The sequence below is a fragment of the Micromonospora acroterricola genome, from assembly GCF_003172955.1.
Classification (GTDB): Bacteria; Actinomycetota; Actinomycetes; order Mycobacteriales; family Micromonosporaceae; genus Micromonospora; species Micromonospora acroterricola.
The window spans coordinates 1-24,413 of sequence record NZ_QGKR01000130.1; the positions used below are offsets into that span (position 1 = coordinate 1).

General features: G+C 72.0%; 30 protein-coding genes and 2 pseudogenes. 14 read left to right on the forward strand and 18 right to left on the reverse strand.

The features are described 5' to 3' along the window. The first annotated feature begins 263 nt into the window (after positions 1-263). Genes DKT68_RS05110 through DKT68_RS05120 form a run of 3 tightly spaced genes read left to right on the forward strand, consistent with a single transcriptional unit; the run spans position 264 to position 2,829 of the window. Positions 264-1,241, forward strand: coding sequence for an ABC transporter ATP-binding protein (locus DKT68_RS05110; RefSeq protein ID WP_201748903.1), 978 nt, complete (start codon positions 264-266; stop codon positions 1,239-1,241). A gap of 15 nt (positions 1,242-1,256) precedes the next feature. Beyond that, the gene (locus DKT68_RS05115) at positions 1,257-2,015 is read left to right on the forward strand and encodes an ABC transporter permease (protein WP_201748904.1); all 759 of its coding nucleotides are present in this window, start codon (positions 1,257-1,259) and stop codon (positions 2,013-2,015) included. A gap of 31 nt (positions 2,016-2,046) precedes the next feature. Beyond that, positions 2,047-2,829: an ABC transporter permease gene (locus DKT68_RS05120; protein WP_109816268.1), complete on the forward strand. Its 783-nt coding sequence runs from the start codon at positions 2,047-2,049 to the stop codon at positions 2,827-2,829. A 119-nt stretch (positions 2,830-2,948) separates the two neighbouring features. Here DKT68_RS05120 and DKT68_RS05125 read toward each other — a convergent pair whose 3' ends face one another. The 11 genes and pseudogenes from DKT68_RS05125 to DKT68_RS05175 all read right to left on the reverse strand — a co-directional run bounded on the left by DKT68_RS05125 (position 2,949) and on the right by DKT68_RS05175 (position 8,276). Beyond that, the gene (locus DKT68_RS05125; protein WP_109816296.1) at positions 2,949-3,434 is read right to left on the reverse strand and encodes a hypothetical protein; all 486 of its coding nucleotides are present in this window, start codon (positions 3,432-3,434) and stop codon (positions 2,949-2,951) included. Positions 3,435-3,694: 260 nt separating this feature from the next. Then, entirely contained in the window at positions 3,695-4,021 is a 327-nt protein-coding gene (locus tag DKT68_RS05130) for a DUF1048 domain-containing protein (RefSeq protein ID WP_109816269.1), read from the reverse strand. Position 4,022: 1 nt separating this feature from the next. Next, complete coding sequence (locus tag DKT68_RS05135) at positions 4,023-4,379, reverse strand: DUF1048 domain-containing protein (protein WP_109816270.1); 357 nt, start codon at positions 4,377-4,379, stop codon at positions 4,023-4,025. Beyond that, positions 4,376-4,702: a PadR family transcriptional regulator gene (locus DKT68_RS05140; RefSeq protein WP_109816271.1), complete on the reverse strand. Its 327-nt coding sequence runs from the start codon at positions 4,700-4,702 to the stop codon at positions 4,376-4,378. The genes DKT68_RS05135 and DKT68_RS05140 overlap by 4 nt, the downstream gene beginning before the upstream one ends. 125 nt (positions 4,703-4,827) lie before the next feature. After that, a complete protein-coding gene (locus DKT68_RS05145) occupies positions 4,828-5,316 on the reverse strand; it encodes a GNAT family N-acetyltransferase (RefSeq protein WP_109816272.1) in 489 nt (162 codons plus the stop codon). A 101-nt stretch (positions 5,317-5,417) separates the two neighbouring features. Further along, positions 5,418-5,873, reverse strand: a complete 456-nt coding sequence (locus DKT68_RS05150; RefSeq protein ID WP_109816273.1) for a pyridoxamine 5'-phosphate oxidase family protein — start codon at positions 5,871-5,873, stop codon at positions 5,418-5,420. A gap of 40 nt (positions 5,874-5,913) precedes the next feature. After that, the gene (locus tag DKT68_RS05155) at positions 5,914-6,192 is read right to left on the reverse strand and encodes a VOC family protein (RefSeq protein ID WP_201748910.1); all 279 of its coding nucleotides are present in this window, start codon (positions 6,190-6,192) and stop codon (positions 5,914-5,916) included. Further along, positions 6,170-6,451, reverse strand: a pseudogene (locus DKT68_RS05160) (helix-turn-helix domain-containing protein); the annotation flags it as partial. The gene DKT68_RS05155 and the pseudogene DKT68_RS05160, both read right to left, overlap by 23 nt. Positions 6,452-6,498: 47 nt before the next feature. Continuing rightward, positions 6,499-6,909, reverse strand: a complete 411-nt coding sequence (locus DKT68_RS05165; protein ID WP_109816297.1) for a VOC family protein — start codon at positions 6,907-6,909, stop codon at positions 6,499-6,501. A gap of 83 nt (positions 6,910-6,992) precedes the next feature. Beyond that, positions 6,993-7,454: an HNH endonuclease gene (locus DKT68_RS05170; protein ID WP_109816298.1), complete on the reverse strand. Its 462-nt coding sequence runs from the start codon at positions 7,452-7,454 to the stop codon at positions 6,993-6,995. Positions 7,455-7,535: 81 nt separating this feature from the next. Then, a complete protein-coding gene (locus tag DKT68_RS05175) occupies positions 7,536-8,276 on the reverse strand; it encodes an SDR family oxidoreductase (protein ID WP_236646722.1) in 741 nt (246 codons plus the stop codon). A 140-nt stretch (positions 8,277-8,416) separates the two neighbouring features. On the opposite strand from DKT68_RS05175, the gene DKT68_RS05180 reads away from it, so the two are divergent. From DKT68_RS05180 to DKT68_RS05195, 4 genes are all read left to right on the forward strand, one after another. Next, a complete protein-coding gene (locus tag DKT68_RS05180) occupies positions 8,417-8,902 on the forward strand; it encodes an RrF2 family transcriptional regulator (RefSeq protein WP_109816274.1) in 486 nt (161 codons plus the stop codon). Between the two features lie 350 nt (positions 8,903-9,252). Then, complete coding sequence (locus tag DKT68_RS05185) at positions 9,253-9,915, forward strand: GAF and ANTAR domain-containing protein (RefSeq protein ID WP_109816275.1); 663 nt, start codon at positions 9,253-9,255, stop codon at positions 9,913-9,915. Positions 9,916-10,080: 165 nt separating this feature from the next. Then, the gene (locus DKT68_RS05190; protein WP_109816276.1) at positions 10,081-11,109 is read left to right on the forward strand and encodes an aldo/keto reductase; all 1,029 of its coding nucleotides are present in this window, start codon (positions 10,081-10,083) and stop codon (positions 11,107-11,109) included. Between the two features lie 21 nt (positions 11,110-11,130). After that, complete coding sequence (locus DKT68_RS05195) at positions 11,131-11,640, forward strand: DinB family protein (protein WP_109816277.1); 510 nt, start codon at positions 11,131-11,133, stop codon at positions 11,638-11,640. A 22-nt stretch (positions 11,641-11,662) separates the two neighbouring features. On the opposite strand, the pseudogene DKT68_RS32610 reads toward DKT68_RS05195, so the two are convergent. Continuing rightward, a pseudogene (locus DKT68_RS32610) lies at positions 11,663-12,897 on the reverse strand (MFS transporter). A 65-nt stretch (positions 12,898-12,962) separates the two neighbouring features. Here DKT68_RS32610 and DKT68_RS05205 point away from each other — a divergent pair. The 4 genes from DKT68_RS05205 to DKT68_RS05220 all read left to right on the forward strand — a co-directional run bounded on the left by DKT68_RS05205 (position 12,963) and on the right by DKT68_RS05220 (position 15,166). Beyond that, positions 12,963-13,463 carry a MarR family winged helix-turn-helix transcriptional regulator gene (locus tag DKT68_RS05205; protein WP_201748905.1) on the forward strand — a complete coding sequence of 167 codons (501 nt, stop codon included), beginning with the start codon at positions 12,963-12,965 and terminating at the stop codon, positions 13,461-13,463. 82 nt (positions 13,464-13,545) lie between these two features. Then, a complete protein-coding gene (locus DKT68_RS05210; protein WP_109816301.1) occupies positions 13,546-14,061 on the forward strand; it encodes a DUF2087 domain-containing protein in 516 nt (171 codons plus the stop codon). A gap of 78 nt (positions 14,062-14,139) precedes the next feature. After that, positions 14,140-14,667 carry a GNAT family N-acetyltransferase gene (locus tag DKT68_RS05215; RefSeq protein ID WP_236646724.1) on the forward strand — a complete coding sequence of 176 codons (528 nt, stop codon included), beginning with the start codon at positions 14,140-14,142 and terminating at the stop codon, positions 14,665-14,667. A gap of 73 nt (positions 14,668-14,740) precedes the next feature. Next, positions 14,741-15,166, forward strand: coding sequence for an Hsp20/alpha crystallin family protein (locus DKT68_RS05220; protein ID WP_109816278.1), 426 nt, complete (start codon positions 14,741-14,743; stop codon positions 15,164-15,166). Here the strand turns inward: DKT68_RS05220 and DKT68_RS05225 are convergent. Further along, on the reverse strand, positions 15,156-16,280 hold the full coding sequence (locus DKT68_RS05225; RefSeq protein WP_109816279.1) for a helix-turn-helix transcriptional regulator: 1,125 nt from the start codon (positions 16,278-16,280) through the stop codon (positions 15,156-15,158). The genes DKT68_RS05220 and DKT68_RS05225 overlap by 11 nt on opposite strands. A 95-nt stretch (positions 16,281-16,375) precedes the next feature. Between DKT68_RS05225 and DKT68_RS05230 the strand changes: the two genes are divergently transcribed. After that, entirely contained in the window at positions 16,376-17,374 is a 999-nt protein-coding gene (locus tag DKT68_RS05230) for a tyrosine-type recombinase/integrase (protein ID WP_109816280.1), read from the forward strand. 49 nt (positions 17,375-17,423) lie between these two features. On the opposite strand, the gene DKT68_RS05235 is transcribed toward DKT68_RS05230, so the two are convergent. Together DKT68_RS05235 and DKT68_RS05240 are read right to left on the reverse strand one after the other, a co-directional pair. Next, positions 17,424-17,801, reverse strand: coding sequence for a VOC family protein (locus DKT68_RS05235; RefSeq protein ID WP_109816281.1), 378 nt, complete (start codon positions 17,799-17,801; stop codon positions 17,424-17,426). 103 nt (positions 17,802-17,904) lie between these two features. After that, positions 17,905-19,608, reverse strand: a complete 1,704-nt coding sequence (locus DKT68_RS05240) for an acyl-CoA dehydrogenase family protein (protein ID WP_109816282.1) — start codon at positions 19,606-19,608, stop codon at positions 17,905-17,907. A gap of 149 nt (positions 19,609-19,757) precedes the next feature. On the opposite strand from DKT68_RS05240, the gene DKT68_RS05245 reads away from it, so the two are divergent. Both DKT68_RS05245 and DKT68_RS05250 read left to right on the forward strand, forming a co-directional pair. After that, complete coding sequence (locus tag DKT68_RS05245) at positions 19,758-20,216, forward strand: Rv0361 family membrane protein (protein WP_109816283.1); 459 nt, start codon at positions 19,758-19,760, stop codon at positions 20,214-20,216. A gap of 52 nt (positions 20,217-20,268) precedes the next feature. Continuing rightward, a complete protein-coding gene (locus DKT68_RS05250) occupies positions 20,269-21,408 on the forward strand; it encodes a low temperature requirement protein A (protein WP_161556620.1) in 1,140 nt (379 codons plus the stop codon). Between the two features lie 9 nt (positions 21,409-21,417). Here the strand turns inward: DKT68_RS05250 and DKT68_RS05255 are convergent, their stop codons facing one another. The 3 genes from DKT68_RS05255 to DKT68_RS05265 are packed head-to-tail and all read right to left on the reverse strand — an operon-like array spanning position 21,418 to position 24,362. Beyond that, on the reverse strand, positions 21,418-22,134 hold the full coding sequence (locus DKT68_RS05255; protein WP_109816285.1) for a thymidine kinase: 717 nt from the start codon (positions 22,132-22,134) through the stop codon (positions 21,418-21,420). 52 nt (positions 22,135-22,186) lie between these two features. Beyond that, positions 22,187-23,578: an MFS transporter gene (locus DKT68_RS05260; protein ID WP_109816286.1), complete on the reverse strand. Its 1,392-nt coding sequence runs from the start codon at positions 23,576-23,578 to the stop codon at positions 22,187-22,189. Between the two features lie 16 nt (positions 23,579-23,594). Beyond that, positions 23,595-24,362, reverse strand: a complete 768-nt coding sequence (locus DKT68_RS05265) for a glycerophosphodiester phosphodiesterase (protein WP_109816287.1) — start codon at positions 24,360-24,362, stop codon at positions 23,595-23,597. Positions 24,363-24,413: the final 51 nt, after the last annotated feature.

Genomic DNA, 24,413 nt, shown 5'->3' on the forward strand with positions numbered 1-24,413 from the left:
GGGCGGGGATGGGGGCGAGGGTGGCCGCCAGTGTGGCCACCCAGGTGGTCGCGGTAACGAGTCGGGTCTGCATAGACGCCTCTCAGTCCGGGTGGCTGAAACTTAGCTACGCGTCCAGCGCTCGTCAAGAAGAGAACCTACGGATTGCCGCCGGCTGAAGGCGAGGATCGGACCCGGCCATACCGCGAACTGATTGTTGAGTCGGAAAATTACAATCGCTTGCTCAAATCTTGCAGATTTCTGTCCCAGCTCAGTAGGCTGCCGTGGTGAATGAACGTCCGCTGGTCGAGGTGAGGAATCTGACCAAGATCTATCCGCCGCGCGGGTCCACTGCGGAGTTCCACGCCGTCGACGGCATCGACTTCGAACTCCAGCGGGGGGAGTCCTTCGGACTCCTCGGGCCGAACGGCGCCGGCAAGTCCACCACCATGCGGATGATCGCCGCGACGTCGCCGATCAGCGGCGGCAGCCTGCGCGTGCTCGGAATGGACCCGATGAAACAGGGGCCGGAGATCCGTGCCCGGCTGGGCGTCGTGACGCAGGACGACCACCTCGACAACGAGCTCACCGTCCGGGAGAACCTGCACATCTACGGCCGATACTTCAGCCTGCCGCGGACCGTCATCCGTGAACGCGCGACCCGACTGCTGGACTTCGCCCAGCTACAGGAGAAGGCCGGCGACCAGGTCGAGACGCTCTCCGGCGGGATGCGCCGACGGCTGACCATCGCCCGTTCCCTGATCAACGAACCCGACATCCTGCTGCTCGACGAGCCGACCACCGGCCTCGACCCGCAGGCTCGGCACATCCTGTGGGACCGGCTCTTCCGGCTCAAACAGGAGGGCGTCACGCTCGTCCTCACCACGCACTACATGGACGAAGCCGAGCAGCTCTGCGACCGGCTCATCGTCGTCGACCACGGCCGGATCGTCGCGCAGGGCTCCCCTCGGGAACTGATCACCCGGTACGCCACCCGCGACGTTCTCGAACTCCGCTTCCGCCTCGACGAACGGGACACCGCAGCGGAGAAGCTCCGGACGTCGGCACTGGCCACCGGCGGCAACGACACCGACGGTCGCGTCGAACTGCTCCCCGACCGGGTGCTCGTCTACGCCGCCGACGGCGAGGCGGCCCTCGCCACGGTGCACGCCATGTCGCTCACGCCGCTCACCGCACTGGTCCGCCGCGCGACGTTGGAAGACGTGTTCCTCACGCTCACCGGCCGATCGCTCATCGAGTAGCAGGAGAGAGCACTGGTGCTGCACGCATTCGGATACTGGGTCACGCTCTACCGGCGTACCTGGCGTGGCTCGATCGTGATCAACGTGCTGAACCCGTTGCTGTTCCTCATCGGCATCGGCGCCGGCCTCGGCGCCCTCGTCGACGACAACGCGCCAGCCCAGATCGCCGGCGTCTCCTACGCGGCGTTCTTCGCTCCGGGCATGCTGGCCGCGGCCGCGATGCAGAACGCGTTCCTGGAGGGGTCCGCGGGGGTCGCCCGAGCTGCGGGCTTCGGGGCCTACCGGAGCGCCACACCGACGCCGCTCACGCCGGAGCAGCTTGCCGCCGGGCATCTGCTCTTCATCGCCTTCCGGGTGCTCATCGCCAGCGGCGCCTTCGTCGTGGTGATGGCCGCGTTCGGGCTGATCTCGGGATGGTGGGCTCTCGGCGCCCTGCTCGGCGCGACGCTGACCGGGGTCGCGTTCGCGGCGCCGGCCGCAGCGTGGGCAGTCGGGGTGCGCAAGCTGCGCCACATCGACACGGTGTTCCGATTCGTCATCATGCCGCTCTACATGTTCTCCGGTACGTTCTTCGCGGTCTCGCAGCTACCGGAGTGGATCCGCCCGGTGTCCTACCTGCTGCCGCTGTGGCACGGGGTGGAGCTGTGCCGCACGCTCAGCCTCGGCTCGGCGACGATCACCGGCAGTTTCGTCCACATCGCCTACCTGCTGGCGCTCGCGATCGGCGGCTTCCTGGTCGCTCGCATCACCTACCGCCGACGGTTGCACCCGTGACAGCCCACGTCGAGAGCTTCGTGGAGGCACCATGACCGCCGTCGTCGTACCCGCCTGGACGAGACGCCGAGCCCTCGCGCTGATCGAACGCAACTTCATGATCTACCGCCGGTCGGTCACCCCGCTGCTCAACGCGCTCGTCGAACCGATCCTGTACCTGCTGTCGATCGGTGTCGGCGTCGGGCTGCTCGTCGGCACGGTGCCCGGGGTCGATGTTCCGTACGCCGTCTACGTGGCCCCGGCGATCCTGGCCACGACCGCGATGAACACGGCGTTCAACCAGACCAGCTTCGGCGTCTTCATCCGCATGAGGGTCGAGAAGACCTACGAGGCGATCCTGCCGACACCGCTCTCCGTCACCGACATCGCCGTCGGCGAGGTCACCAGCGCGATGATCAACGCGTTGCTGACGTCGATCGGTTTCCTCACCCTCATGGCGGTCGGTGGGCTGGTCACCTCGGCCTGGGTGCTGCTGGCCCTGCCTGCGTCGGTGCTGATCTCGTACGCCTTCGCCGCGGGCGGACTGGCCGTCACGACGTATCTGCGCGACTTCCCCGACTTCCAGTACATCCAGCTCTTCATGCTGCCGATGTACCTGTTCGCGACGACGTTCTACCCCCTGTCGGTCTACCCGGAGGCGGTGCAGCCCCTGATCCGGGCGCTGCCGCTCTACCACAGCATCGAGCTGGTCCGGGAACCGGCGCTGGGCCACCTCAGCTGGGACCTGCTGATCCCGGTGGTCTACCTCGTCGCCTTCGGCACGATCGCGATGTATGTCGCCACCCGTCGAATGACCCGTGCGATGCTGCGCTGACGACACCTCCGCACGGCTTCGGGCTTCCGGCGTCCCCAGCCCTGGCGCCACCGACCCTGCGCCGCGCACCGGGGACCCGCCGCGGCTGACGCTCGGCTCCCCACTGCCCGCGGGAACCGCTACCGCCGGAGGTCGGTCGGGTCCTCCTCGGTGAAGTCACGGATGGCGGCACGGATGGCCTCGCCGTACGGGTCGTCCGGCAGATGCGCCACGTGCTCGCGGGCCAGAGCAAGGTGCTCCCGGGCCGGTGCGATGTTGCCCAGGCGCCGGTGGCAGTCGGCCAGGTTGAGGTGCAGCGACGGCAGGAACGCCCGGACCTGGAGCGAGGAGAGGTATCGCTGGGCACGCTCGTCGGTCAGGTCGGAGACGGCGGCCAGAGCGCGCTCGTCCCAGGTCAGTTCCGCTTCGGTGGTGTCCTGCAGATCGGCCAGGTAGTGGGCGAGGGTGCAGCGGTGGAAGGCGTCGCCGGTGGCGCCGATCTCGTCCCAGAGGGCGGTGAGGGTGTCGCGGGCACGGGCCCGCTGTCCTGATCGGCCGAGCTGTACCGCGTCGACGATGCGGGCCATGGTCGGGTCGGCCGTGGGCTGGCGGTTGTGGTCGTCCATGCCGGACATGCTCGGGGCTCGACCTCGTCGAGGGTCAAACTCGCATTATCGGTTTGCCGGTAACGATAATCCAGTAATTAGCCCCCACATATGGGGCATACCGCACGTGCACCATAATGACAGTTCTTGTGCGTAAGGATTCGGGCTGGTGTGACCGAGGCGAATCGGGCGCAACGGGAGGGGGCAGGGCCGAACTGCCGACGCGCTGGCAAGCTACTCAGCTCGCCAGCGCGTCGTGCGGGCTTACGCCCGCCGGCACATCACTTCTTGTCCGTGTCCGGGTTCCCGCTGATCGACGCCTGATAGACGTCCGCGTAGGTGCGCGAGTCCTTCACCAGGTCGTCGCAGAAGGCAGCGACGTCGGTGCCGACGAGTTCGAGAACCCCCTTGCCGGCCGCGACGCCCTCCTCGAAGAAGTCGACGATCCCGGGGAGCAGGGGCCCGTCAGGCAGGTCGATCGGTCCGACCTTGAACAGGTACTTCTGCATCTCCTTGTAGACGATCTGGTAGTCCGGCGGGAGCGCCTTGACCCGAGCCACGTGCGCCCGCCACTGCTTCTTGCCCTCGATGATGTCCTGGATGCCCACGTCAGCCCCCTAGCCGGCCCAGTTTCCTTGCGACGTTCCTGTTCAACTGCTCGCGCCACCGGTCGCGATAGGTCCGGGCCCCCTCTCCGCCGGCCAGCGCCGTACAGAAGCCGGGGATGTCGTCGCCGAGCACCTCGTGGACGCTCTGCCCGTCCGCCGACGACTCTTCGAGCAGCCCCAGGGCGGCGTCGAGGATCGGCAGGAGGTTGCGACCGGTGAAGCCCCCGTAGGGGAAGAGGTGGGCCTTGATCTGTTCCCACGCCGCCTGGTAGTCGGGCGGCAATGCCTCCGCCCTGGCTTCGAACGCCTTCCATTCCCTGGTGAGATCGCTGCCTGTGACGGTCTCCCAGAAGCTCATCTCCCGCCCTCCCTCAGCCTGTCGATGCGTGATGAGACGTACTGCCATTTCGCCCAGAACGTCGCGAGTTCCGCGCGCCCGGCCTCGTTGAGCGCGTAGAACTTGCGCGGCGGGCCCACCTCGGATGGTCGTTTCGTCACCTGGACGAGCCCGTTCCTCTCCAGTCGCAGCAGGATGGTGTACACCGTCCCCTCGATGACGTCGGTGAAGCCGAGCTCGTTCAACCGACGCGTGATGGCGTACCCGTAGGTCTCCTCGCCGCTGATGATCTCGAGCACGCAGCCTTCGAGCGTGCCCTTCAACATCTCCGTCAGGTCGTCCATCGCGGCCCCTCTTCGGTTCCCCAGGTACCTCGTAGTACTGAGTACCGCTACAACGTACCACCGAGTACCGCTATGCGGTAGTGCCGAGTAGCGCGCCGAACAGTGCCGCACAGCCCACCGCGGCCCTAGTGCAGACGCCTGCCCAGGGAGAGCCCGGAGTCGGCGTAGCCGTGCCGGCTGTAGAAGCGCACGGCATCGACGTTGCGGTGATGGATGCCCGCCGACAGGTACGTGATGCCGCGGTCGGTTGCCCACCGTTCGGCCGCCTCCAGCAACGCTGATCCCACCCCGAGGCCTCGGGCGTCGGGCAGCACGACCGTGTGCACCTGCGCCGAGGGCTCAGGACGCAGGATCTGGTGCTCGGGAGGTTCGGGAAGGCGTAGCACCTCGACCATTCCGACGACCCGGCCGTCAGGAGTCTCAGCGACGAGAACAGCGTCCCGCCCCGGCTCGTCGGTCAGCATGCCCGCGAAATGGCGGACCACCGCCTCGCGCCGCGGAACCCGGTAGGTGCCAGCGTCGAGAGCCAGATGCGCCTCGGCGTTGGCCAGGCGCAACTCCACCAGTGCGGGAACATCCGCCACGTTCGCTGCCCGAACCGTGAGCCGCCGCATCGTCCCGATCCTAGGACCCGGCAGCAGCGCGGTGCGCGGTCCGGGCGACCACACGCCGTCCGCAAGGACGGGTGGATCCGATCGTCCCGGAGCTGAGGCGGTCAGGCGAGCCAGCGGCCGTCGCGCATGAGCACGCGTCCCCGCGTCTCGTTGGCCTCCCGCCAGGCCTGGACGCGCCGCGGCCGGATCCGGAAGTACTGGTGGGGCTCGTCGTACTCGCGCGGGTCGAAACCTGTCCTGGCCGCGAACGCGTCACCCAGATCCGGGCCGAGGTCGGCGATGTCCAGCGGCTCGGCGGTGCCGTCGATGATGACGACGTCGCGCGTCGGCCCGAGGCTGAGTCGGACCCGGTCGTCGGCCAGCAGGTTGCGGCTGGTGATCGAGGCGCGCAGCGTCGCGATGACGACGACGGTCCCGTCCCAGAGGTACGAGAGGGGGTTCAGGTGGACGCCATCCGGGGTGCCCGAGGTGGCCACCCAGAGGTCGATGTCGCTCTCCAGTCTGGCGAGGGTGTCCCGCAGCCTTTCCGCAAGCTGCCGTGGCGGCGCGCCCGTCATGCGTCCTCCAGTCACGTCGAAGAGAAAACTTCCAGGAGTGTCAGGCCGTGGGTGCGAGCGAAGCCGCCTCCCAGGCGAACCCGTCCGGGTCGGTGCAGGGCCCGGCGCTGCCACCGATGACAAGCCGGTGCGAGCCGGCGCCATCGGCAGCGACACCGAGGTCCTTCGCGAGGGCACGGCGCGGGTACAGCGCCAGCTTGATGGGACTCGACCCGGCCGCGAACTCGACGTACATGCGGCCGAAGCTCTTCGCCACGGTGAGGCCGTGCTCGACGTAGAACCGCTTGCTCGCGGCCGGCGGAACACACCTCGGCGACACTCAGATCACCATGACGCAGCAGCGCCGTCGCCCGCTCCACCCGCCGCGCCATCAGGTACGCGTACGGCGAGCCGCCGTACGCCAGCCGGAACTGCCGACTCAGGTGGCCCGCCGGCAGGTGCGCACCGCGAGCGAGCGCCTCCACGTCCAGCGGCCGCGCGTACTCCCGGTCGATCCGGTCCCGGACGCGACGCAGCCGCGCGAGATCACGCAGGCGCTGCGCCTCGGCGAGCGCACGCCCCCACGAGGGGTGACACATGGCAGAACTCCGTCCAGCGGTGTCGGCCGAACATCTGACCGGACGGCTCAGCCGAGCTCCTGGATACGGACGAGGTTGCCGGCGGGGTCACGGAAGGCGCAGTCGCGGACGCCGTACGGCTGCCGGGTCGGCTCCTGGACGACCTCGGCGTCGCCGCCCTGCACCTTCTCGAAGGTGCCGTCGAGGTCACGGGTGGCCAGCAGGATCCAGCCGTAGGTGCCCTTGGCCATCATCTCGGCGATGGTCCGGCGCTCGTCGTCGGTGATCCCGGGGTCGACGGCGGGCGGCGCCAGGAGGATGGACGTGCCGGGCTGGTCGACGGGGCCGACGGTGATCCACCGCATCGTGCCCTGTCCGACGTCGCTGCGAACCTCGAAGCCGAGCGTGTCGCGGTAGAAGGCCAGGGAGGCGTCCGGGTCGACGTGCGGGAGAACGGTCGTGTGAATGGTGATGTCCATGACGATCATGCTAGGTGCGGCGTCGTGGCCAGGACTTCTCGAATCCTGACGGATCTGGCGACGTTTCCCGCGTCGGGTGGCGGCTAGGAGCGGCCGTACGCCGCTCGGGCCTGGGCGACCTCGGCGGCCGCGCGCTCACGCCACCGGCGTTGGGACTCCCGGTTGCACGCCCGGCAGACCCGGCGGTACCGGCCGGTGGCGGCGTCGAGTTCGCGATCGTGGCCGTTGCGGCACCGCGGTGACTGGGTCCGGCTCCGGCAGGTCTCGGAGCGGCTGACCTGGCGCAGGTGCGTGGGCTCGATGCAGTCGGCGACACCGCAGACGTGCTCGACGTCGAGGGTGGGGTCGTAGCCGCCGACGAGGACCACGAACGCGGCGATGTGCGCCCAGGCCCGGCCGGCGACCTTCTGGTGGACCCCCCGCCGCGGCCCGTAGCCGTGGATGACGAGGCAGCCGGCGTCGGTGCGGTGCGAGCGTTGCCACAGGTACGCGCGCAGTGATTCCTCGGTGTGGTACCGGGACAGACCCTTGACCGCCGACAGCACGCGGTCACCGTACCCGTGACTGGTCTGCCGTGCCGCGGTGGCCGCGCCCGGGCACGATGCGGGCGCGGCCACGGCCGGGGGCTAGCGCCCGAGCCACTCGCGGTAGGCGGTGGGCGCGATGACGGCGTCGTTGTTGGCGATGAGGACGTCGCCGGGCACGGCGGCGAACATGCCGGCGGTGTCGTCGGTGACGACGTTGCGCGCGTCGCCGCGGGCGGCGAGGGTGATCCTGCCCAGCTCGTCGAGCGGGAAGACGTCGGGTCCGGCGATGTTGCGGACGCCCTGGAGGGGGGCGCCCATGCTGACGTCGGCGACGGCCTGCGCGACGTCGGCCGCCGCGATGGGCTGCAGCGGGTTGCTGGGCAGACGGACGGTGCTCTCGTCGGCGGTCCAGGAGATGACCGCGTCGATGAACTCGAAGAACTGGGTGGCGCGGACGATCGAGTACGGCAGGGGACCGGCCTTGAGGATGTCCTCCTGAAGGACCTTGGCGCGGTAGTAGGCCAGGTCGGGCACCAGGTCGACGCCGACGATGGACAGGATCACCGCGTGGCGGACACCCTCGCGCTGGGCGGCCGCCAGCAGGTTGTCCATGGTCGTCTGGAAGAAGGCCGGGGAGGCGTCGTCGAAGGTCGGCGAGTTCGTCAGGTTGACCACGACCTCGGCGCCCTTGAGCGCGTCGGACAGGCCCTGCCCGGTGAGCAGGTCCACCCCGGTGGACGGGGAGAGCGGCACCGCCTCGTGCCCGGCCGTCTGCAGGATCTTGACGACCTGCGAACCGATGAGGCCGGTCCCACCCAGTACGGCGATCTTCACGTCCATCACACCTTCCGGTACGGGTTGTGTCCCCCGTCTGATTCCCTCTGTCCGTCGCCTCGCGGAACGAAACCGGGACTTCGGCTGTCCGAGTCAATATACTCGGACAGAATGAGTCCGAGTAATGGGGTGGCTAGGGTGAAGCGATGAGAATGTCCGGCGGGGTCGAATGGGCGCTGCACTGCTGCGTCGTCCTCACGACCAGCAGTCGGCCCGTCCCGGCGGCCAGGCTCGCCGAGCTGCACGACGTCTCCAGCAGCTACCTCGCCAAGCAGCTCCAGTCCCTCGCCCGCGCCGGCCTCATCCACTCCGTGCAGGGCAAGTCCGGCGGCTACGCGCTGACCCGCGCGCCGGAGAGCATCACGCTGCTCGACGTGGTCCGGGCGGTCGATGGCCCGGGACCGGCCTTCGTCTGCACGGAGATCCGCCAGCGTGGCCCGTTGGCGACCCCGGCCACCTCCTGCACGAAGCCATGCCCGGTCGCCCGCGCCATGTGGGCGGCCGAGGACGCGTGGCGCCAGGCGCTCGCCGCGGTCACGATCGCCGACCTCGCCCGCGACGTCGGCACCGACTCCGGTCCCGAGGCGCTGACCGGCGTCCGCACCTGGCTGACCGGCGTGACCGACGACTGACCGCCGTCAGCCGGCGTGGCGGACCTCTCGTCCGGCCTGCCGGTTGATTCGTTCGGCCGGTCCGCCAGTGAGCGGGGGTCACTCTCGGTGCCGAGGAATGACGTACGGCGTCATCGGTTTCCGGCTACTACACTGAAAGACCTGTGGTCGGCGCATCAGATCGTGTCGACGAGCCCGGCGTCAAGAAGAGGCGCAGGTCCCGGCTCCCTGCCGCGGTGGGAAGCCTGCAGTGACCTGCTCATTCAGCTTTCCCAGCGGATTCAAGCTGTTTGTGCCCTTTCAAGGGACACTCCTCCGTGGCCGATCAACAACTCCTGGACCCCACTCACGCCTTCGCCGAACTCGGCCGGATGAAACTGGACGAGACCGACCTCGAGGGCGTCCTGCAGCAGGTCGCGACCCTTGCCAAACGGACCATCGCCGGGGTCGACGAGGCGTCGGTGACCCTGATCCGGGGCAGGAACGCGCACACCGCGGCGTTCACCGGCGAGCTCGCCTTGAGCTTGGACGAGCGGCAGTACGAACAAGGCGGCGGCCCGTGCCTGGATGCGGCCGCCACCCACGCCACCGTGTCGGTGCCCGACCTGACCCGCGAGCAACGCTGGCCGCACTACACTCCGGCAGCCCTCGACGCCGGGGTACGCAGCTCGATGTCGGTTGGCCTGCCCGTGCACGAGACCGTCACCGGCGCGCTGAACATGTACTCCACCAAACCCGAGGCGTTCGACGACGAAGCGATCCTGCTCGCCCAGACGTTCTCCGGCTACGCCGCGGTTGCGCTGGCCAACGCGCACCTGTACGACGCGACAGCCACCCTGGCACAGCACATGCAGGCAGCGATGGAACACCGCGCGGTGATCGAACAGGCCAAGGGCATCGTCATGGCCGAGCGGCACTGCACCCCCGACGAGGCGTTCACCATCCTGAGCAAGCTGTCCCAGGACACCAACCGCAAGCTCCGCGACGTCGCCTCGGCCCTGGTCGACAACGCTCACCGCAGCCCACAGCGGTAACAGACGGTCAACGGGCACCCCGCCCGAGCCGCGCGCTACGAACCTGACCGCAGCCGGTCGAACGCGGCGGTCGCCGGGGCCACGGGCCGCTCGGGGTGACGTCGAGAGTGCGGGCCGTCCGACCGGGTGCGAAGATCAGCTTTGGCACTCGATCGGAAGGACGACATGCGCTATCGCACTCTGGGAGCGACCGGCACCGTGGTGTCGACCCTCTGTCTGGGCACGATGACCTTCGGCGCCGAGACCGACGAGGCGGGCAGCTTCGCCCAGCTGGACCGGTTCGTGGAGGCCGGTGGCACCTTCATCGACACCGCCGACGTCTACTCCGCCGGCGTCTCGGAGGAGATTGTCGGCCGCTGGCTCGCCGCGCGGCCCGGCCTGCGCGACCGGCTGGTCATCGCCACCAAGGGGCGGTTCCCGATGGGCCCGGGCGCGAACGACGCCGGCCTGTCCCGGGTGCACCTCACCCGCGCGCTGGACGCCAGCCTCCGGCGGCTCGGGGTCGAGGCCGTCGACCTCTACCAGGCCCACGCCTGGGACCCGCTCACCCCGCTGCCGGAGACGCTGCGGTTCTTCGACGACGCGGTCCGCGCGGGCAAGATCCGCTATGCGGGGGTCAGCAACTTCACCGGTTGGCAGTTGCAGAAGGCCGCCCTGCTCACCCAGCACCTCAACCTCACGCCGGTCGTGACCCTGCAACCGCAGTACAACCTGCTGGCCCGGGAGATCGAGTTCGAGCTGGTGCCGGTCTGCGAGAACGAGGGCATCGGCATCCTGCCGTGGTCGCCGCTGGGCGGCGGTTGGCTGACCGGCAAGTACCAACGGGACAGCACCCCCACCGGCGCCACCCGGCTCGGCGAGAACCCGCAGCGCGGCGTCGAGGCGTACGCGGGTCGCAACGCCGAGGAGCGCACCTGGCGGGTCATCGACGCGGTGGGCCAGGTCGCCCGGGACCGGGGTGTGTCCATGTCGGCGGTGGCGCTCGCCTGGCTGGCGGGCCGGCCGGCGGTCACCTCGGTGATCCTCGGAGCGCGGACGACGGAGCAGCTCGACGACAACCTGACCGCCGCCGACCTCCTTCTCGACGGGGAGCAGACCCGGCTGCTGGACGAGGCGAGCGCTCCACCGGTGGGCGACTACCCGTACGGCCAGGCGGGTGTGCAGCAGCGCGGCCGTGACCTGCCGGCCGGCTGACCCGCCGCGCACAATGGGCCGATGACCATGCCCTTCCCCGAGCCCACGCTCCCCGCCGGCAGCCGCACCGAGGTCCTTCTGCGCTACCTGGACTACTTCCGGGAGTCGGTGGTGGCGAAGGTGTCGGCGCTGGCCGAGGGCGAGCTGCGGCGCAGCGGCCTGCCGTCGGGATGGACCCCGTTGGAGCTGCTCAAGCACCTGCGGTACGTCGAGCTGCGCTGGATCGAGTGGGGTTTCCAGGGGCGGGATGTCCCGGAGCCGTGGGGTGACCGCCGCGGGGAGCGCTGGTACGTCGCGCCCGAGGAGTCCCGCGCGGATCTGGTGGCGGCGCTGCGTGCCCAGGGCGCGCACACCAGCGCCGTGGTGTCGGCGCACGACCTCGCGGAGGTCGGCGCGCCGGGCCCGCGGTGGAACGGCGCCGACCCCGCGTCGCTGGAGCGGGTGCTGCTGCACCTGCTCCAGGAGTACGCCCGCCACCTCGGTCACCTCGACGTCGTGGCGGAACTCGCCGGCGGACCGACGGGCGAGTGACCCGGCGACCGGCCGCACCGGCTCACCGCTCGGCGGCGGCGGGTTCGGCCGGTCGCGGCGCCGTGGTCGTCGGCCAGGTGAGCCGGCGCACGCCGGGGACCAGCGCGGTGCCGGCGCAGGCGGCCAGGACCAGCAGGCCGGCGATCGCCAACGGTACGGGCGCCCCGAACGCGTCGGCGGCCAGCGGCGCCAGGGCGTAGCCCAGTGGCATCGCGCCCAGCGAGACCAGCCAGTCGTACGAGGTGACCCGGGCCAGCACCTCGGGTGGGAACTGGTGCTGCACGACGGTCTCCCAGACCGGGTTGAGGTAGCCGAGAGCGGTCAGCGCGATCCCGTAGGCGACGATCACCACCGGGGCGGGCGCGGCGACGGCGAGCAGCAGCAGCGGCGCGGCGTAGCCGGCCAGCCCGAGGTTGGCCAGCAGCACGGGTCGGCGCAGCCGGACCCGCCCGGCCAGCAGCGAGCCGACGAGCATGCCGACCGCGCCGGCCTGCAACAGCAGGACCCAGATCGCCTCGCCGCCGAGGCGGCTCAGGGCGACGGCTGGACCGAGGGTCATCAGCACGGCGGCGGCGCCGTTCCACACGCCGTGCCCGATGAGGCTGGTCCAGAACCAGTCGCGGGCGCGCACCTCGCCGAAGCCGTGCCGCAGGTCGGCGAGGAGGGAGCGGCGGGGCACCGGCACGTGGCGGACCCGGACCAGCGCGAGCAGCGTGGCGCTGACCGCGAACGACGCGCTGTCGATGATGAACGCCCAGCCGGGGCCGGCGGCCCAGATCAGTGCGCCGGCCAGCGCGGGCCGGCGAGCCGGCTGGTGTTGGCGGTGATCCCCATCAGCGCGTTGGCCTGCTGGCGGGCGGCCGGCTCCACGGTGCCGGCGACGAGCGGGGAGGCGGTCGGGATGGCGAACGCCGAGGCGGTGCCGCCGAGCGCCGAGGCCACCACGACGGTGGTCAGCGACGGGTCGCCGCCGAGGAGTTCGACGCCCACCGCGAACTGGGTCGCACAGCGGACGAGGTCGGCCAGCAGCGCGACCCGGCGGGCGTCGAACCGGTCGGCCACCACGCCGCCGAGTGGTAGCAGGAGCAGCCGGGGCACCATCGCCGCGGCGAGGACGACGGCGAGCGCGCCGGTGGAGCCGGTGGCCCGCAGGACGGCCAGGGCCAGCGCGGCGGGCACCACGGCGTCACCGACCGAGGAGACGGTCCGGCCCAGGAACAGCAGACGGAAGGAGCTGATGCGCAGGGGACTGGTCATCCGCGCACGATACTTCGACGTCGAATATTTCGGCAACGAATATTTCGCCGCGCTAAGCTCTGCCGGTGACCACCACCCACGACTCGGTCGACCGGCACGTCGAGCGCTGGCTGCCCGTGCTGCCCGACCTCGATGCTGACGTCGAAGGAGCGGTGACCCGGATGGGCGTGCTGACCCGGCACCTGCGCACGGTGAAGGAGCGGGTCCTGGCGGACTTCGACCTGCCGGCGCACGAGTACGACACGCTGCACGCCCTCGCCGGTCGGCAGGGACGCGCCGCGCCCTCGGAACTCGCCGCCGACCTGGCCATGGCGCCCGCCTCGATCACCGCGCGGGTCGACAGCCTGGTCGAGCGGGGCTTCGTCCGGCGGATACCGTCCACCGTCGACCGACGTCGGGTGGACGTGGAGCTCACCGACGCGGGCCGGGCCGCCTGGCACGGTGCGATGGACGTCCGGGGCGCCGAGGAGCACCGCCTGCTCCGCGCGCTCACCCCGGAGGAACGGCGACTGCTCTCCGACCTGCTGCGCCGGGTGCTGCTCGTCGCGGAGCAGCAGGTCGACTGAGCGGGCACATCCGAGACCGGGCGGCACGCCGTACCGGAAAAACGCCTGGCGGTCCGCGTACGCCGATGCGAGGGTGACCGGCATGACAGCGGATGCGCTCGCCGGGACCTTGGCCGACGACGGACGCCGGCGGGTCTTCGCGGCGATCGTGCTGGGCGCGGCCACCGCGACCCAGATCGCCGAGCGCACCGGCCTGCCGGCGCGGACGGTGCTCACCGGGATCCGCCGGCTTACCGACGCGGGCCTGGTGACCGGCCGCGACGGCGCCCTCGCGCCCGACGAGGTGTCGCTGCGGGCGGCGGCGCGCGAACGCCAGCCGGCCGACGAGGCCGACCCCGCCGACGACCCGGTGCTGCGGACCTTCCTGCGCGCCGGGGTGCTCGTGGGCCTGCCGGGGCAGCGCGGCCGGCGGCGGGTGCTGCTGGCGCACATCGCGGACCGGTCCTTCGAGCCGGGGACGCGCTATCCGGAGCGGGCCGTGGACGAGGCACTCAAGCCGTGGTGCGCCGCCGGCGGGTCGGACCACGTCACACTGCGCCGCTACCTCGTCGACGAACAGCTGCTCACCCGCGAGCACGGGATCTACCAGCGGCTCTGATCGTCCGGGCCGCGAACCGTCCCGTCGCAACGCGCCGACGGCGGATAAAGCCGTTGACCGGGCGTTGATGATCGACAGGTGACCAGCACGATCCGACGACCCGCCTGGGTGACCGCCGCCGCCCGTCCCGACCAGCCCGACGCGAGACTGCTGCTCCGCGAGTACATGACGGAGATGGTGGTCCGCTACCACCGCCGCCCGGCGCTGCCCGGGGAGGTCGACGAGGCGCTGGCCGAGTCGCCCAGTGACGACCTGACGGACCCGACCGGCCTGCTCCTGCTCGCCCACCACGGTGCGGACCTGGCCGGCTGCGCCGGGCTGCGGTGGTGGCCGGAGTGGGCCGAGCTGACCCGCGTGTTCATCCGCCCCGCGCATCGCGGCGCCGGCGGGGGCGGCGCGCTGCTGGCCGCCGTCGAGCAGCGGGCACGGACGGCCGGCGCGGACCGGATCCGGTTGGACACCCGCAACGACCTGGTCGAGGCCCGGGCTCTGTACGCGCGGCACGGCTACGTGGAGATCCCGGCGTACTCGCAGGGCCCGTACGCCGAACACTGGTTCGAGAAGCGTCTGCGCCGAGGAGTTGACGGCCGCCTTCGGTTGCGCTAAATAGAGAAGAGGAAGTTGAGTCACACCGACTCAACTCATCACCTTCGGCCAGGAGAACCGAGGAGGCACGACAATGTTGATGCGTACCGACCCGTTCCGCGAGATCGACCGGCTCGCCGAGCAGTTCTTCGGTACGGCAGCCCGTCCCGCGACGATGCACCTGGACGCGTACCGCGACGGGGACCACTTCTACGCCGCGTTCGACCTGCCCGGCGTCGACCCGGACAGCATCGACTGCACCGTCGAGCGCAACGTGCTCACCGTCCGGGCGGAGCGGCGCCGGCCGACCGGCGACGGGGTCGAACTGGTCGCCGCCGAGCGCCCGATGGGCACCTTCACCCGGCGGCTGTTCCTGGGCGACACCCTGGACACCGACAACCTGGAAGCGGGTTACGAGAACGGGGTGCTGACGCTGCGCATTCCGGTGGCCGAGCGCGCCAAGCCCCGCCGGGTGACGATCACCGCCAACGGCAACGGACGCCGGCAGATCAACGCCTGAACGATGCGCGGGGCGGGCCAGCCGCCGCGCCCGGCCCGCCCCGCGCATCGGAGGGATCCCCGGCCGGCGGGTCGCCGTCCACCGTGGCGCCTCCCGCGAGGGCGGCGTCCGCCGTGCGAGCCGACGGCTGGCCGGCGTCGGGCCGTGGGTAGAGCGCGGCGAGCGCGTGGGCGGTGCCGGCGAGACGCTCCCGCAACTCGGGCGGTGTGAGCACCTCCACCTGCGCGCCGAGCTTGAGCAGCTCGACGTGGCCATGCCGGACCGACTCGATCGGCACGGTCGTGACCAGCCAGCCGTCCGCGTCCGGATCGCCGGCGGCGTCGTGCGCCGCGCGGCTCATCGCCGGCGGGAAGAGGTGCACCGTCTGCGCCAGCGCCGGCGCCGTCATCCGCACCCGCGCCTCGGCGCGGTAGACGCCGCGCTCGTAGCGCTCGGCGTGCTCCTGCCAGCAGTCCGCCAGGTCGAAGCCGGCGGGCCGGTCGGCCGGCTCGTCCAGCACGGTCAGATCCAGGATCGCGCCCACCCGGTAGGTGCGGACCTGTCCGTCCGCCGCGGCCACCAGATACCACCGGCCGGCCTTGAGCACCACGCCGAGCGGATCGAGGGTCCGGGTCACCTCCCGGGGCTGCTGCCACCGCCGGTAACGCATCCGGATCCGGCGGTCCTCCCAGACCGCGCCGGCCAGCGCGGCGAGATGCGGCGTCGGCTCCGGCTCACGGAACCAGCTCGGCGCGTCCAGGTGGAAACGCTGCCGGATCCGTCCGCCCCGGTCGGCGACGTCCGTCGGCAGCGCGGCCCGCAACTTCAGCTCGGCGGTGGCCAGCACCGACCCCAGGCCCAGCTCGGCGGCCGGGCCCGGCACACCGGCCAGGAACAGCGCCTCGGCCTCGCCAGCCGTCAGTCCCGTCAGGCGGGTGCGGTAGCCGTCGAGCAGCCGGTACCCGCCGGCCGGGCCGCGCTCGGCGTACACCGGAACCCCGGCGGCGCCCAACGACTCCACGTCCCGGTACACCGTCCGGATCGACACCTCGAGGGCCTCGGCCAGCTCCGTAGCGGTCATCCGCCCCCGCGTCTGCAGAAGCAGCAGGAGGGAGACCAGTCGGCTGGCGCGCACCGCCCGACGGTAGCCGGCGTGCCGGTCACCGGTAGAGCCGGTGGCCCCGGCGCGCCTTCGCGGCGAACCGACCCGAGGCTGAGAGTCTTTTTCACATGGTGTCCTCCGACGCTCCGGTGCTCGCCCGCCCGACGGCCCGACCGGCCCTGCCCGGCGGGCCGATGGACGTCACCGAGGCGTGGCTGCGCAACCGCCGGCTGTCCGAGCACACCCGCGACGCCTACCGGCGTGACGTCACCGGCTGGCTCCGCTGGTGCGCCGACCGGGACCTGGACCCGCTGGGGGCCACCTTCCTGCACGTCAACGAGTACGCCCGTGCGCTGGAGGCCACCCTCGGCGCGCGCAGCGGTCGGCCCCTGACCCCGGCGACCGTGGCACGCCGGCTCTCCGCGCTGTCCAGTTGGTACGACTTCCTCGTCAAGCTCGGCGCGCTGCCGGCCAACCCGGTCGCCGGCGCGGACCGGCCGCGCGTCGACCGGGACCACTCCGCCACCGTGGGGCTCACCCCGGAGGAGGTGGACGCCCTGCTCGCCGCCGCCGACGCGGACACCGGCCCGACGGCCGCGCGCAACCGGGCGGCGATCGCGCTCCTGGCAGACCTGGGGCTGCGGGTCGGCGAGCTGATCTCGCTGGACCTGACCGACCTGGGCAACGAACGCGGGCACCGCAGCGTGCGCTTCGTCGGCAAGGGCGGCAAGCAGCGCCGACGTGCTCTCACCCCCGGCACCGGGTACGCGGTGGACGCCTACCTCGCCCAGCGGGCCGCCGCCACCGGCGTGCCGGTGCCGCAGTTGACCGGGCCGCTGCTGGTCACCGCCAGCGGCGCCCGCCTGGACCGGCACTCGGTGTTCCGGATGGTCCGCCGACTGGCCCGCGCTGCCGGCATCCCGGCCTGGGCGAGGCTGTCCCCACACTCGCTGCGGCACGCGTTCGCCACCACCGCCCGCTCCGAGGGAGTCCCGCTGGAGGACGTGCAGGACGCGATGGGCCACGCCGACCCGCGTACCACCCGCCGCTACGACCGGGACCGGCACAACCTCGACCGCGACCCGGCGTACGTGGTGTGGGCGGCCCGGTCCCGCCGCCGCGGCTGAGCGTCGTCCCGGATCGACGAACCCGCCGCGCGGCGGTGGCTGGGGAGCCTCAGCCCTGCGGGCGGGGGCAGATGCAGAACGGCTGCCCGATCGGGTCGATGAGCACCACCCACCGATCACCGCCGGGCTGGAACTCCGGCTTCGACGCGCCGGCCTCGACCAGTTCCTTCTCCGCGACCGCCAGGTCGTCGACGTAGAGGTCGAGGTGGTAGCGCTTGCCGCCGGCCGGGTCGGGCCAGGCGGGCGGCCGGTAGCCCTCGACCAGCCCGAAGCCGATCGAGACGCCACCGCCGTTGATCATGGCGTACTCGGCTTGGCTGTGGGTGATCTCCCAGCCCAACGCCCGGTGGTAGAAGGCGGCGTGCGCGGCCGGGTCGGAGCTGTCCAGGCTGACCATGGCGAGGTCGGTGGTTGTGGTTGTCGTCATGCCCGCAGTCTGCCCGGCGTACCTGCCAACCTCTGTCAGGTACGCCGGCGTTTCCCGCCGGTCAGGGAGCGTCCAGCGGCCACACCGTCCTCGTGACGGCCCGTCAGCAGAGCAGGTCCAGGTGGTGGTGGGCGTCCTCGGCGATCTCCTCGTGCCGCAGCCAGCGCCGCGCCCACAGCCGGGCGGCCAGCTCCGCCTGCTCGTCACCCCAGGCGGCGTGCTCGACGAGCAGCGCGGTGGTCAGGGCGTACGCCAGGCGCAGCGCCAGACCCCGGGCACCGGCGAGCACACTCTCCGCGCCCGGATCGGCGGCCACCGCCTCGATGGTGTCGCGGAGCTGCGCGGCGGCCGTGGCCAGGGTGTCGGCCAGTGTCGGCGACAGCGGCCGGGCCAGGTCGACGGCGGCAGCGAGCCGGCTCAGCAGCGGCGCCCCGGCATCCTCCCGGGCAAGCGCGCGCAGCACGTCCAGGGCCAGCACGTTCGTGGTGCCCTCCCAGATCGGCAGGACCTGCGCGTCGCGCAGCAGCCGGGGCACGCCGGTGTCCTCCACGTAGCCGGCCCCGCCGAAGCTCTCCACGTACTCGCTGGCGGAGCCGACGGCGAGCCGGCCGGTGGCCAGCTTCGCCAGCGGCGCCACGATGCGCAGCTCCGCCGCGGCCGCCGGGTCGGCGCCGACCTCGACGCGGCCGAGCAGCGCGAACGCGTGCCCGGCCAGGGCGAACGCACCCGCCGCGTCGACCGCGAGGGTGCCCAGCGTCGCCCGGTGCAGCGGCGAGGACGCCAACGCGCCGCCGGCGACGTGCCGGGCGTCGGCGTACGCCCGGGCGTACGCCAGACCGCGCCGCATCCCGCCGGCCGCCGCGGCGGCGTTGTGCACCCGGGTCACCACGACCAGGGTCATCGCCCGGACCAACCCGGGCAGTGCCGGGTCGCCCAGCGGCACGGCGTACGCGTCGTGCAGGCCGATCTCGGCGGTGGGCAGCGCACGGGTGCCCAGCTTGTCCTTGAGCCGGTGCACGGTGACGCCCGGCGCCGGCGCGTCCCCGGCGGCCCCGATGGCCAGGGGAGAGTCGGCCGCGTACCGGGGGACCAGGAACGGGGCGAGCACCCGGCTGCCGCGTCCGGCGCCCTCCGGTCGGGCCAGCGCGACCGCCATCGCCGCGTCGGCGGCGGAGCAGAACCACTTCTCCCCGGTCAGCCGCCACGAGCCGTCGGCGGCGGGCCGGCCGACGGTGCTGGAGCGACCCAGGTCGGAGCCGCCCTGCGACTCGGTCATCCACTGCCCGCTGGTGATCGCCGTGGCCGGGTCGGTGGAGATCAGCCGGGGCAGCCACGCGTCGCGGACCCCGGCGTCCACGTCGGGCAGGCTGAGCAGCGCCGCCGCCCCGTCGGCCATCGCCACCGGGCAGGAGAACGTCGCCGACTCCGGGCCGTACAGGTGCAGAAGAGCGTGCTGCACGACCCGCGCGGCCGCGCCCCAGGCACCGCGCGCATCCGGCAGGTAGGGCAGCGCGACCACGGCGTGCCGGGCGGCGGCGGCGCGTTGCGCCTGCCAGCCGGCGGAGGTCTCGATCCGGTCGACGCGCGCGCCCCACGGGTCGTAGCGGACCAGCGTCGGCGGGTGCGCCTCGGCGTCGGCGTGCGCCGCGCGCAGCGGCCCGGTCACGTCGGCGGCCAGGTCGGCGAGGCGACCCTTCGCGGCCGCGTGCCCGGCCGGGCCGAGGTGACGCTCCAGCCAGGACCGCAGCAGGGCGTCACCGGCGTACGGGTCGGCGGGGGGTGGTACCGGCTGTACGAAGCGGCTCATCGATCTGCTCCCGGGCACTGCGGTAGGGGGTGTGCGACGACGGTAGACGATTCGGCGCCGCTCGGAACAGGGCACAACCGCCACCCGGTCGCAGCCAGTTTCCGACTTGTCGCGCTCCGCTGCGGCGGTGTTCTCTACCGTCGGTAGTCGTGGGTGCCGGCCAGCCGTACAGCCGACCGGCCCGGCGGCACCGCCCGATGCGCACCGGGCTGGCGTTCGTCGGGATCGGCGTGGCGCTGTGCTGCGTGGGGGTCGCCGGGCTGGGCGCCTGGAACCTGCAGACCGTCCGCCAGGCCGCCGGCCCGATCCGCGAGACCGCCGACGGTTTCCTCAACGAGGTGACCCTCGGCGACACCACCGGCGCGTACGACCGGCTGTGCAAGGACGCGCGCAGCCGGTGGAGCGCGATCGGCTTCACCAGCTGGGTGCGCACCCCGCCGATGGTCACCGACTACGAGATCACCGACGTGTCGGTGGCCACCAAGGGTGGACGCCCGCACGGCACGGTGACCGTGCGGCTGACGCGTGACGGCGGGGTCAGTGAGGAACGGCGGCTGCCGGTCGTCCGCGAGGGCGGGGACTGGCGGGTGTGCGGTGACCCCTTCTGAGCCGCCGGTCGTCCGGCCGAAGCGGCCCTGGTTGCTACGCGAGCGTCGGGGGGTGGAGCCCACCACGTCGACGGAGCTCTTCTTCGACCTGGTCTTCATCTTCACCACCACCCAGTTGGCGCACTACCTGATCGCGCACCCGGACTGGCATGGCGCCGCACGCGCCGCGCTCGTGCTGGCGCTGGTCTGGTTCGTGTGGATCTACACCGCCTGGGGGACGAATTGGCTGCGACCCGACCAGGCGCCGGTGCGGGCGCTGCTGATCGCGCTGATGCTGGGCAGCCTGCTGCTCTCGGCGACGATCCCCGAGGCGTTCGCCGGCGGCGGGCTGGTCTTCGCGCTGGTCTACCTGGCCGTGCAGGTGGGCCGCACCGTGTTCGCATTGTGGGCGGTGCAGGGCCATCCGTGGCTGGTCGACGGGTTTCAGAAGGCGCTGCCGTGGTTGGCCGGGACGTCGCTGCTCGTGGTGCTCGGCGCCGTGGTGGGCGGAGCCTTCCAGGAGGCGCTGTGGGCGGCGGCGATCGTGATCGAGGTGATCGGCCTGTCGACCGGGTTCCCGGTGCCCGGTCTGGGCCGTAGCCCCGCTGAGCGGTGGATGGTGGAGGGCGGGCACCTGGCTGAGCGGTGCCAGGCGTTCATCCTCATCGCCCTGGGTGAGTCGATTCTGGTCACCGGGAGCACACTCGCGCAGCACCTGGACCTGACGATGGCCGGTGCGTTCGTGCTGGCGTTCGCCGGTTCGGTGGCGCTGTGGTGGGTGTATTTTGCCCGGTCGGCCCCGGCGGCGGCGGAGGTCATCGCGCGCGCCGGTGAGCGCACCGGCGGGTTGAGCCGTCTGGCGTTCAACTACCTGCACCCGGTGATGGTGGCCGGGATCATCGTCACCGCGGCGGGCGACGAGCGACTGCTGCGCGAGCCCGGCGCGGACACGACCACGGTCAGCGCGCTGTTCACGCTGGGCGGCCCGGCGCTGTTCCTCGCCGGGCACGGCGCCTACACGGCGGTGCTGTGGCGGATCTGGCCGACCGGCCGGATCGCGGCGGTCGTGGTGCTGCTGGCGTTGGTGCCGGTCGGTGTCCTGCTGCCGCTGCCCGTCGCGGCGTGCGCGGCGCTGGCGACCGCGGTGACCGTCGCGGTGATCGTGGCCGACCGGTTTCGGGGCCCGAGGGCCGTCCCACCGCGCCCGGCCTGACCGGGCCGGTCAGTCACGCGGGCCGAGGTCGCCGCTGCGGTAGTGCCGCCGGCAGAGCACCTGGTAGCGCACCTCGGCGGTGTCGACGGTGTCGCCGATGACGACCTGCGCGCCCTCGCGGACCACCCGGCCGTCGACCACGCGGGCGTTGAGCAGCCCCTCCCGGCCGCACCAGCAGAGCACCTCGACCTGGATGCGGGCCACCTCGTCGGCCAGCTCGAACAGCCGCTGGGTGGCGGGGAACAGGCAGGAACGGAAGTCGGTGGCGAGGCCGAACGCGAACACGTCCACGTCGTAGCTGTCGACCAGCTCGGCCATCTGCTCGACGTGCTCCACGGTGTAGAAGCACGCCTCGTCGCAGATCAGGTAGTCGACGCGTTCCCCCTCGGCCCACCGACCCCGGACGAGGGCCGTCAGGTCCAGGTCGTCGGTGACCTCGATCGCCTCGTGCGCCAGGCCGATGCGGGTGGTGACCTGTGGGCCCAGCGACCGGTCGATGCGGGTGGTGACCAGCCCGCGCCGGCCCTGCCGGGCGTGGTTGTAGTTCATCTGCAGTGCCATGGTGGACTTGCCGCAGTCCATCGGCCCCCAGAAGAACTTCAACGCCGCGGCGTGCACCGGACGCCCGTCGAGCCCGCGCGCCGCCGCGCACCCGGCCGGAGCGTGCGGCTGGCCGGGGAACGGGTGGGCCAGGCAGGTCGGGGCGGCAGCGGCGTCGTCGGTCACGGTCGGGCAGCCTATCTGATCGACCAGGGCCGATCGGGCAGGCGCGTGCTGGTCAGAGCACCCGGGGCGGGGTGTTGCCGGCGGCCACGATGGCCCGGCGGATCGGCACGGCCAGAAGCAGCAGGAACCCGACCACGAAGAAGATCAGCAGGGAGACCAGGCCCACCCGGTAGGAGGCGGTGAGCTGGAACACCAGGCCGAAGGCGAGCGGGCCGAGCCAGCTGGTGCCCTTGTCGCTGATCTCGTAGAAGCCGTAGTACTCGCCCTCCTTGCCCGCCGGGATGAGCTGGCTGAACAGCGACCGGCTCAGCGCCTGGCTGCCACCGAGGACCAGACCGATGGCCGCGCCGAGGACCATGAACGGCACCGGCTCCTCGGCGGGCAGCCGGAACGCGCCAAGGATCACACCGGTCCAGAGCACCAGGCTGAGCAGCACGGTCTTCCAGGCGCCGATGCGCCGGGCCAGCGCGCCGAGGCTGAGCGCGCCGCCGAAGGCGAGGAACTGCACCAGCAGGATGGTGACGATCAGGTGGCTCTGCTCCAGCCGCAGCTCCTCGGTGCCGTACTGGCTGGCGAGGGTGATGACGGTCTGGATGCCGTCGTTGTAGACCAGGAACGCGAGCAGGAAGAACAGCGTCAGCGGGTACGCCTTGACCTCGCGCAGGGTGCGACCCAACTGCCGGAAGCCGTCGGTGAGCACGTTGCCGCCCCGGGCGAGCGCCGCCGCGGTGGGGCGTTCGCGCAGCCAGCGCAGCGGCACCAGGGTGAACGCCGCCCACCACACACCGGCGGACACGATCGACCAGCGGGCCAGGTCCAGGGTGCGCTGCGGGTTGTCGTCCTCGCTGAGCAGGGTGACGGCGACCAGGTTGAGCGCCAGCAGCACGCCGCCGCCGAGGTAGCCCAGCGCCCAGCCGCGGCTGGAGATGCCGTCGCGTTCGTCGGGGCCGCCGAGCTGCGGCAGGAACGAGTTGTAGACCACGATGGCCGCGCCGAAGGAGATGTTGGCGACCAGGAACAGCGCCCCGCCGAGCAGGTAGCGGTCGCCGGTGACGAACGCCATCGCGATGGTCGCGCCGGCGCCGGTGAAGGCGGCGCCGCCGAGGAGCCGCTTCTTGTGCGCCGACCGGTCGGCGATCGCCCCGATGACCGGCAGCACGAACACGGTGAGGAACACCGACAGCGAGATCAGGTACGGGTAGTAGGAGCCGGCGGCGACGCGGATGCCCAGCGGGTGCACGTAGCCGTCGCAGCTGTCCGCGCCCAGCTCGCAGCCGGCGGCCAGCTCGGCCACGGTGGTGAGGAACGGGCCGAGGAACACCGTGATGACGGTGGTCTGGAACGCCGAGTTGGCCCAGTCGTAGATGTACCAGCCGCTGCGCTCGCGGCGGGTGCTCGCCGGGGGCGGGGTGTCGTCCACCGTGGGGGTCACGGTCTCGGCCATCGGGGTCCTTCGCCGGTCAGGCGGCCCAGTGGCCGCGGCTGCGGTAGACGTCGCGCAGCACGCCGACGTGATCGGTCATGATGCCATCCACGCCACGATCCAGTAACTCGTGCATCTGGGCGGGTTCGTCGATCGTCCAGACGTGCACCTGGAGCCCGATCCGGTGGCAGTAGTCGAGGAACCGGCGGTCCACCACCGGCACCCGCCCGTAGCGTGGCGGCACCTGCGCGGCGACCACCGACGGGGGCAGCCGCAGCGGGCGGCCGTGCAGCGAGGCGACCCGCAGCCGGGCCACCCCCCGCATGCCGAGGCTGGTGGCGACCCGCCCCTCGGTGAGCGCCCGCAGCCGGGTCAGCCGCGCGTCGCTGAACGAGGCGAGCAGCACCCGGTCGGCGGCGCCGACCCGGGTCACCGTGGCGACCGTGGGCTCGACGCCGCCGTCGGCCTTCACGTCGATGTTGAAGCGGACCTGCGGCCACGCGCCCAGCACCTCGTCGAGCCGGGGTACGACGGCGGCGCCGCCGACCCGCACCGAGGCGAGGTCGGCCCAGCGCAGGTCGGCGATGCGCCCTGGTTCGCCGGTGACCCGCGCCAGCGTCGGGTCGTGGAAGATCACCGCCACCCCGTCGGCGGTGGCGTGCACGTCGGTCTCCACGTACCGGTAGCCCAGCCCGATGGCGCGGGCGAACGCCTCGGTGGTGTTCTCGTCGCCCTCGGCGGCGCCGCCGCGGTGGGCGAACGCGAGTGGCGCGGGCGCGTCGAGGTAGCCGGATCGGGTCAGCACGCGACGCAGTATGCCTTCCGTCGGTGGACCGCGGGTGGCCTCCGGGCGACA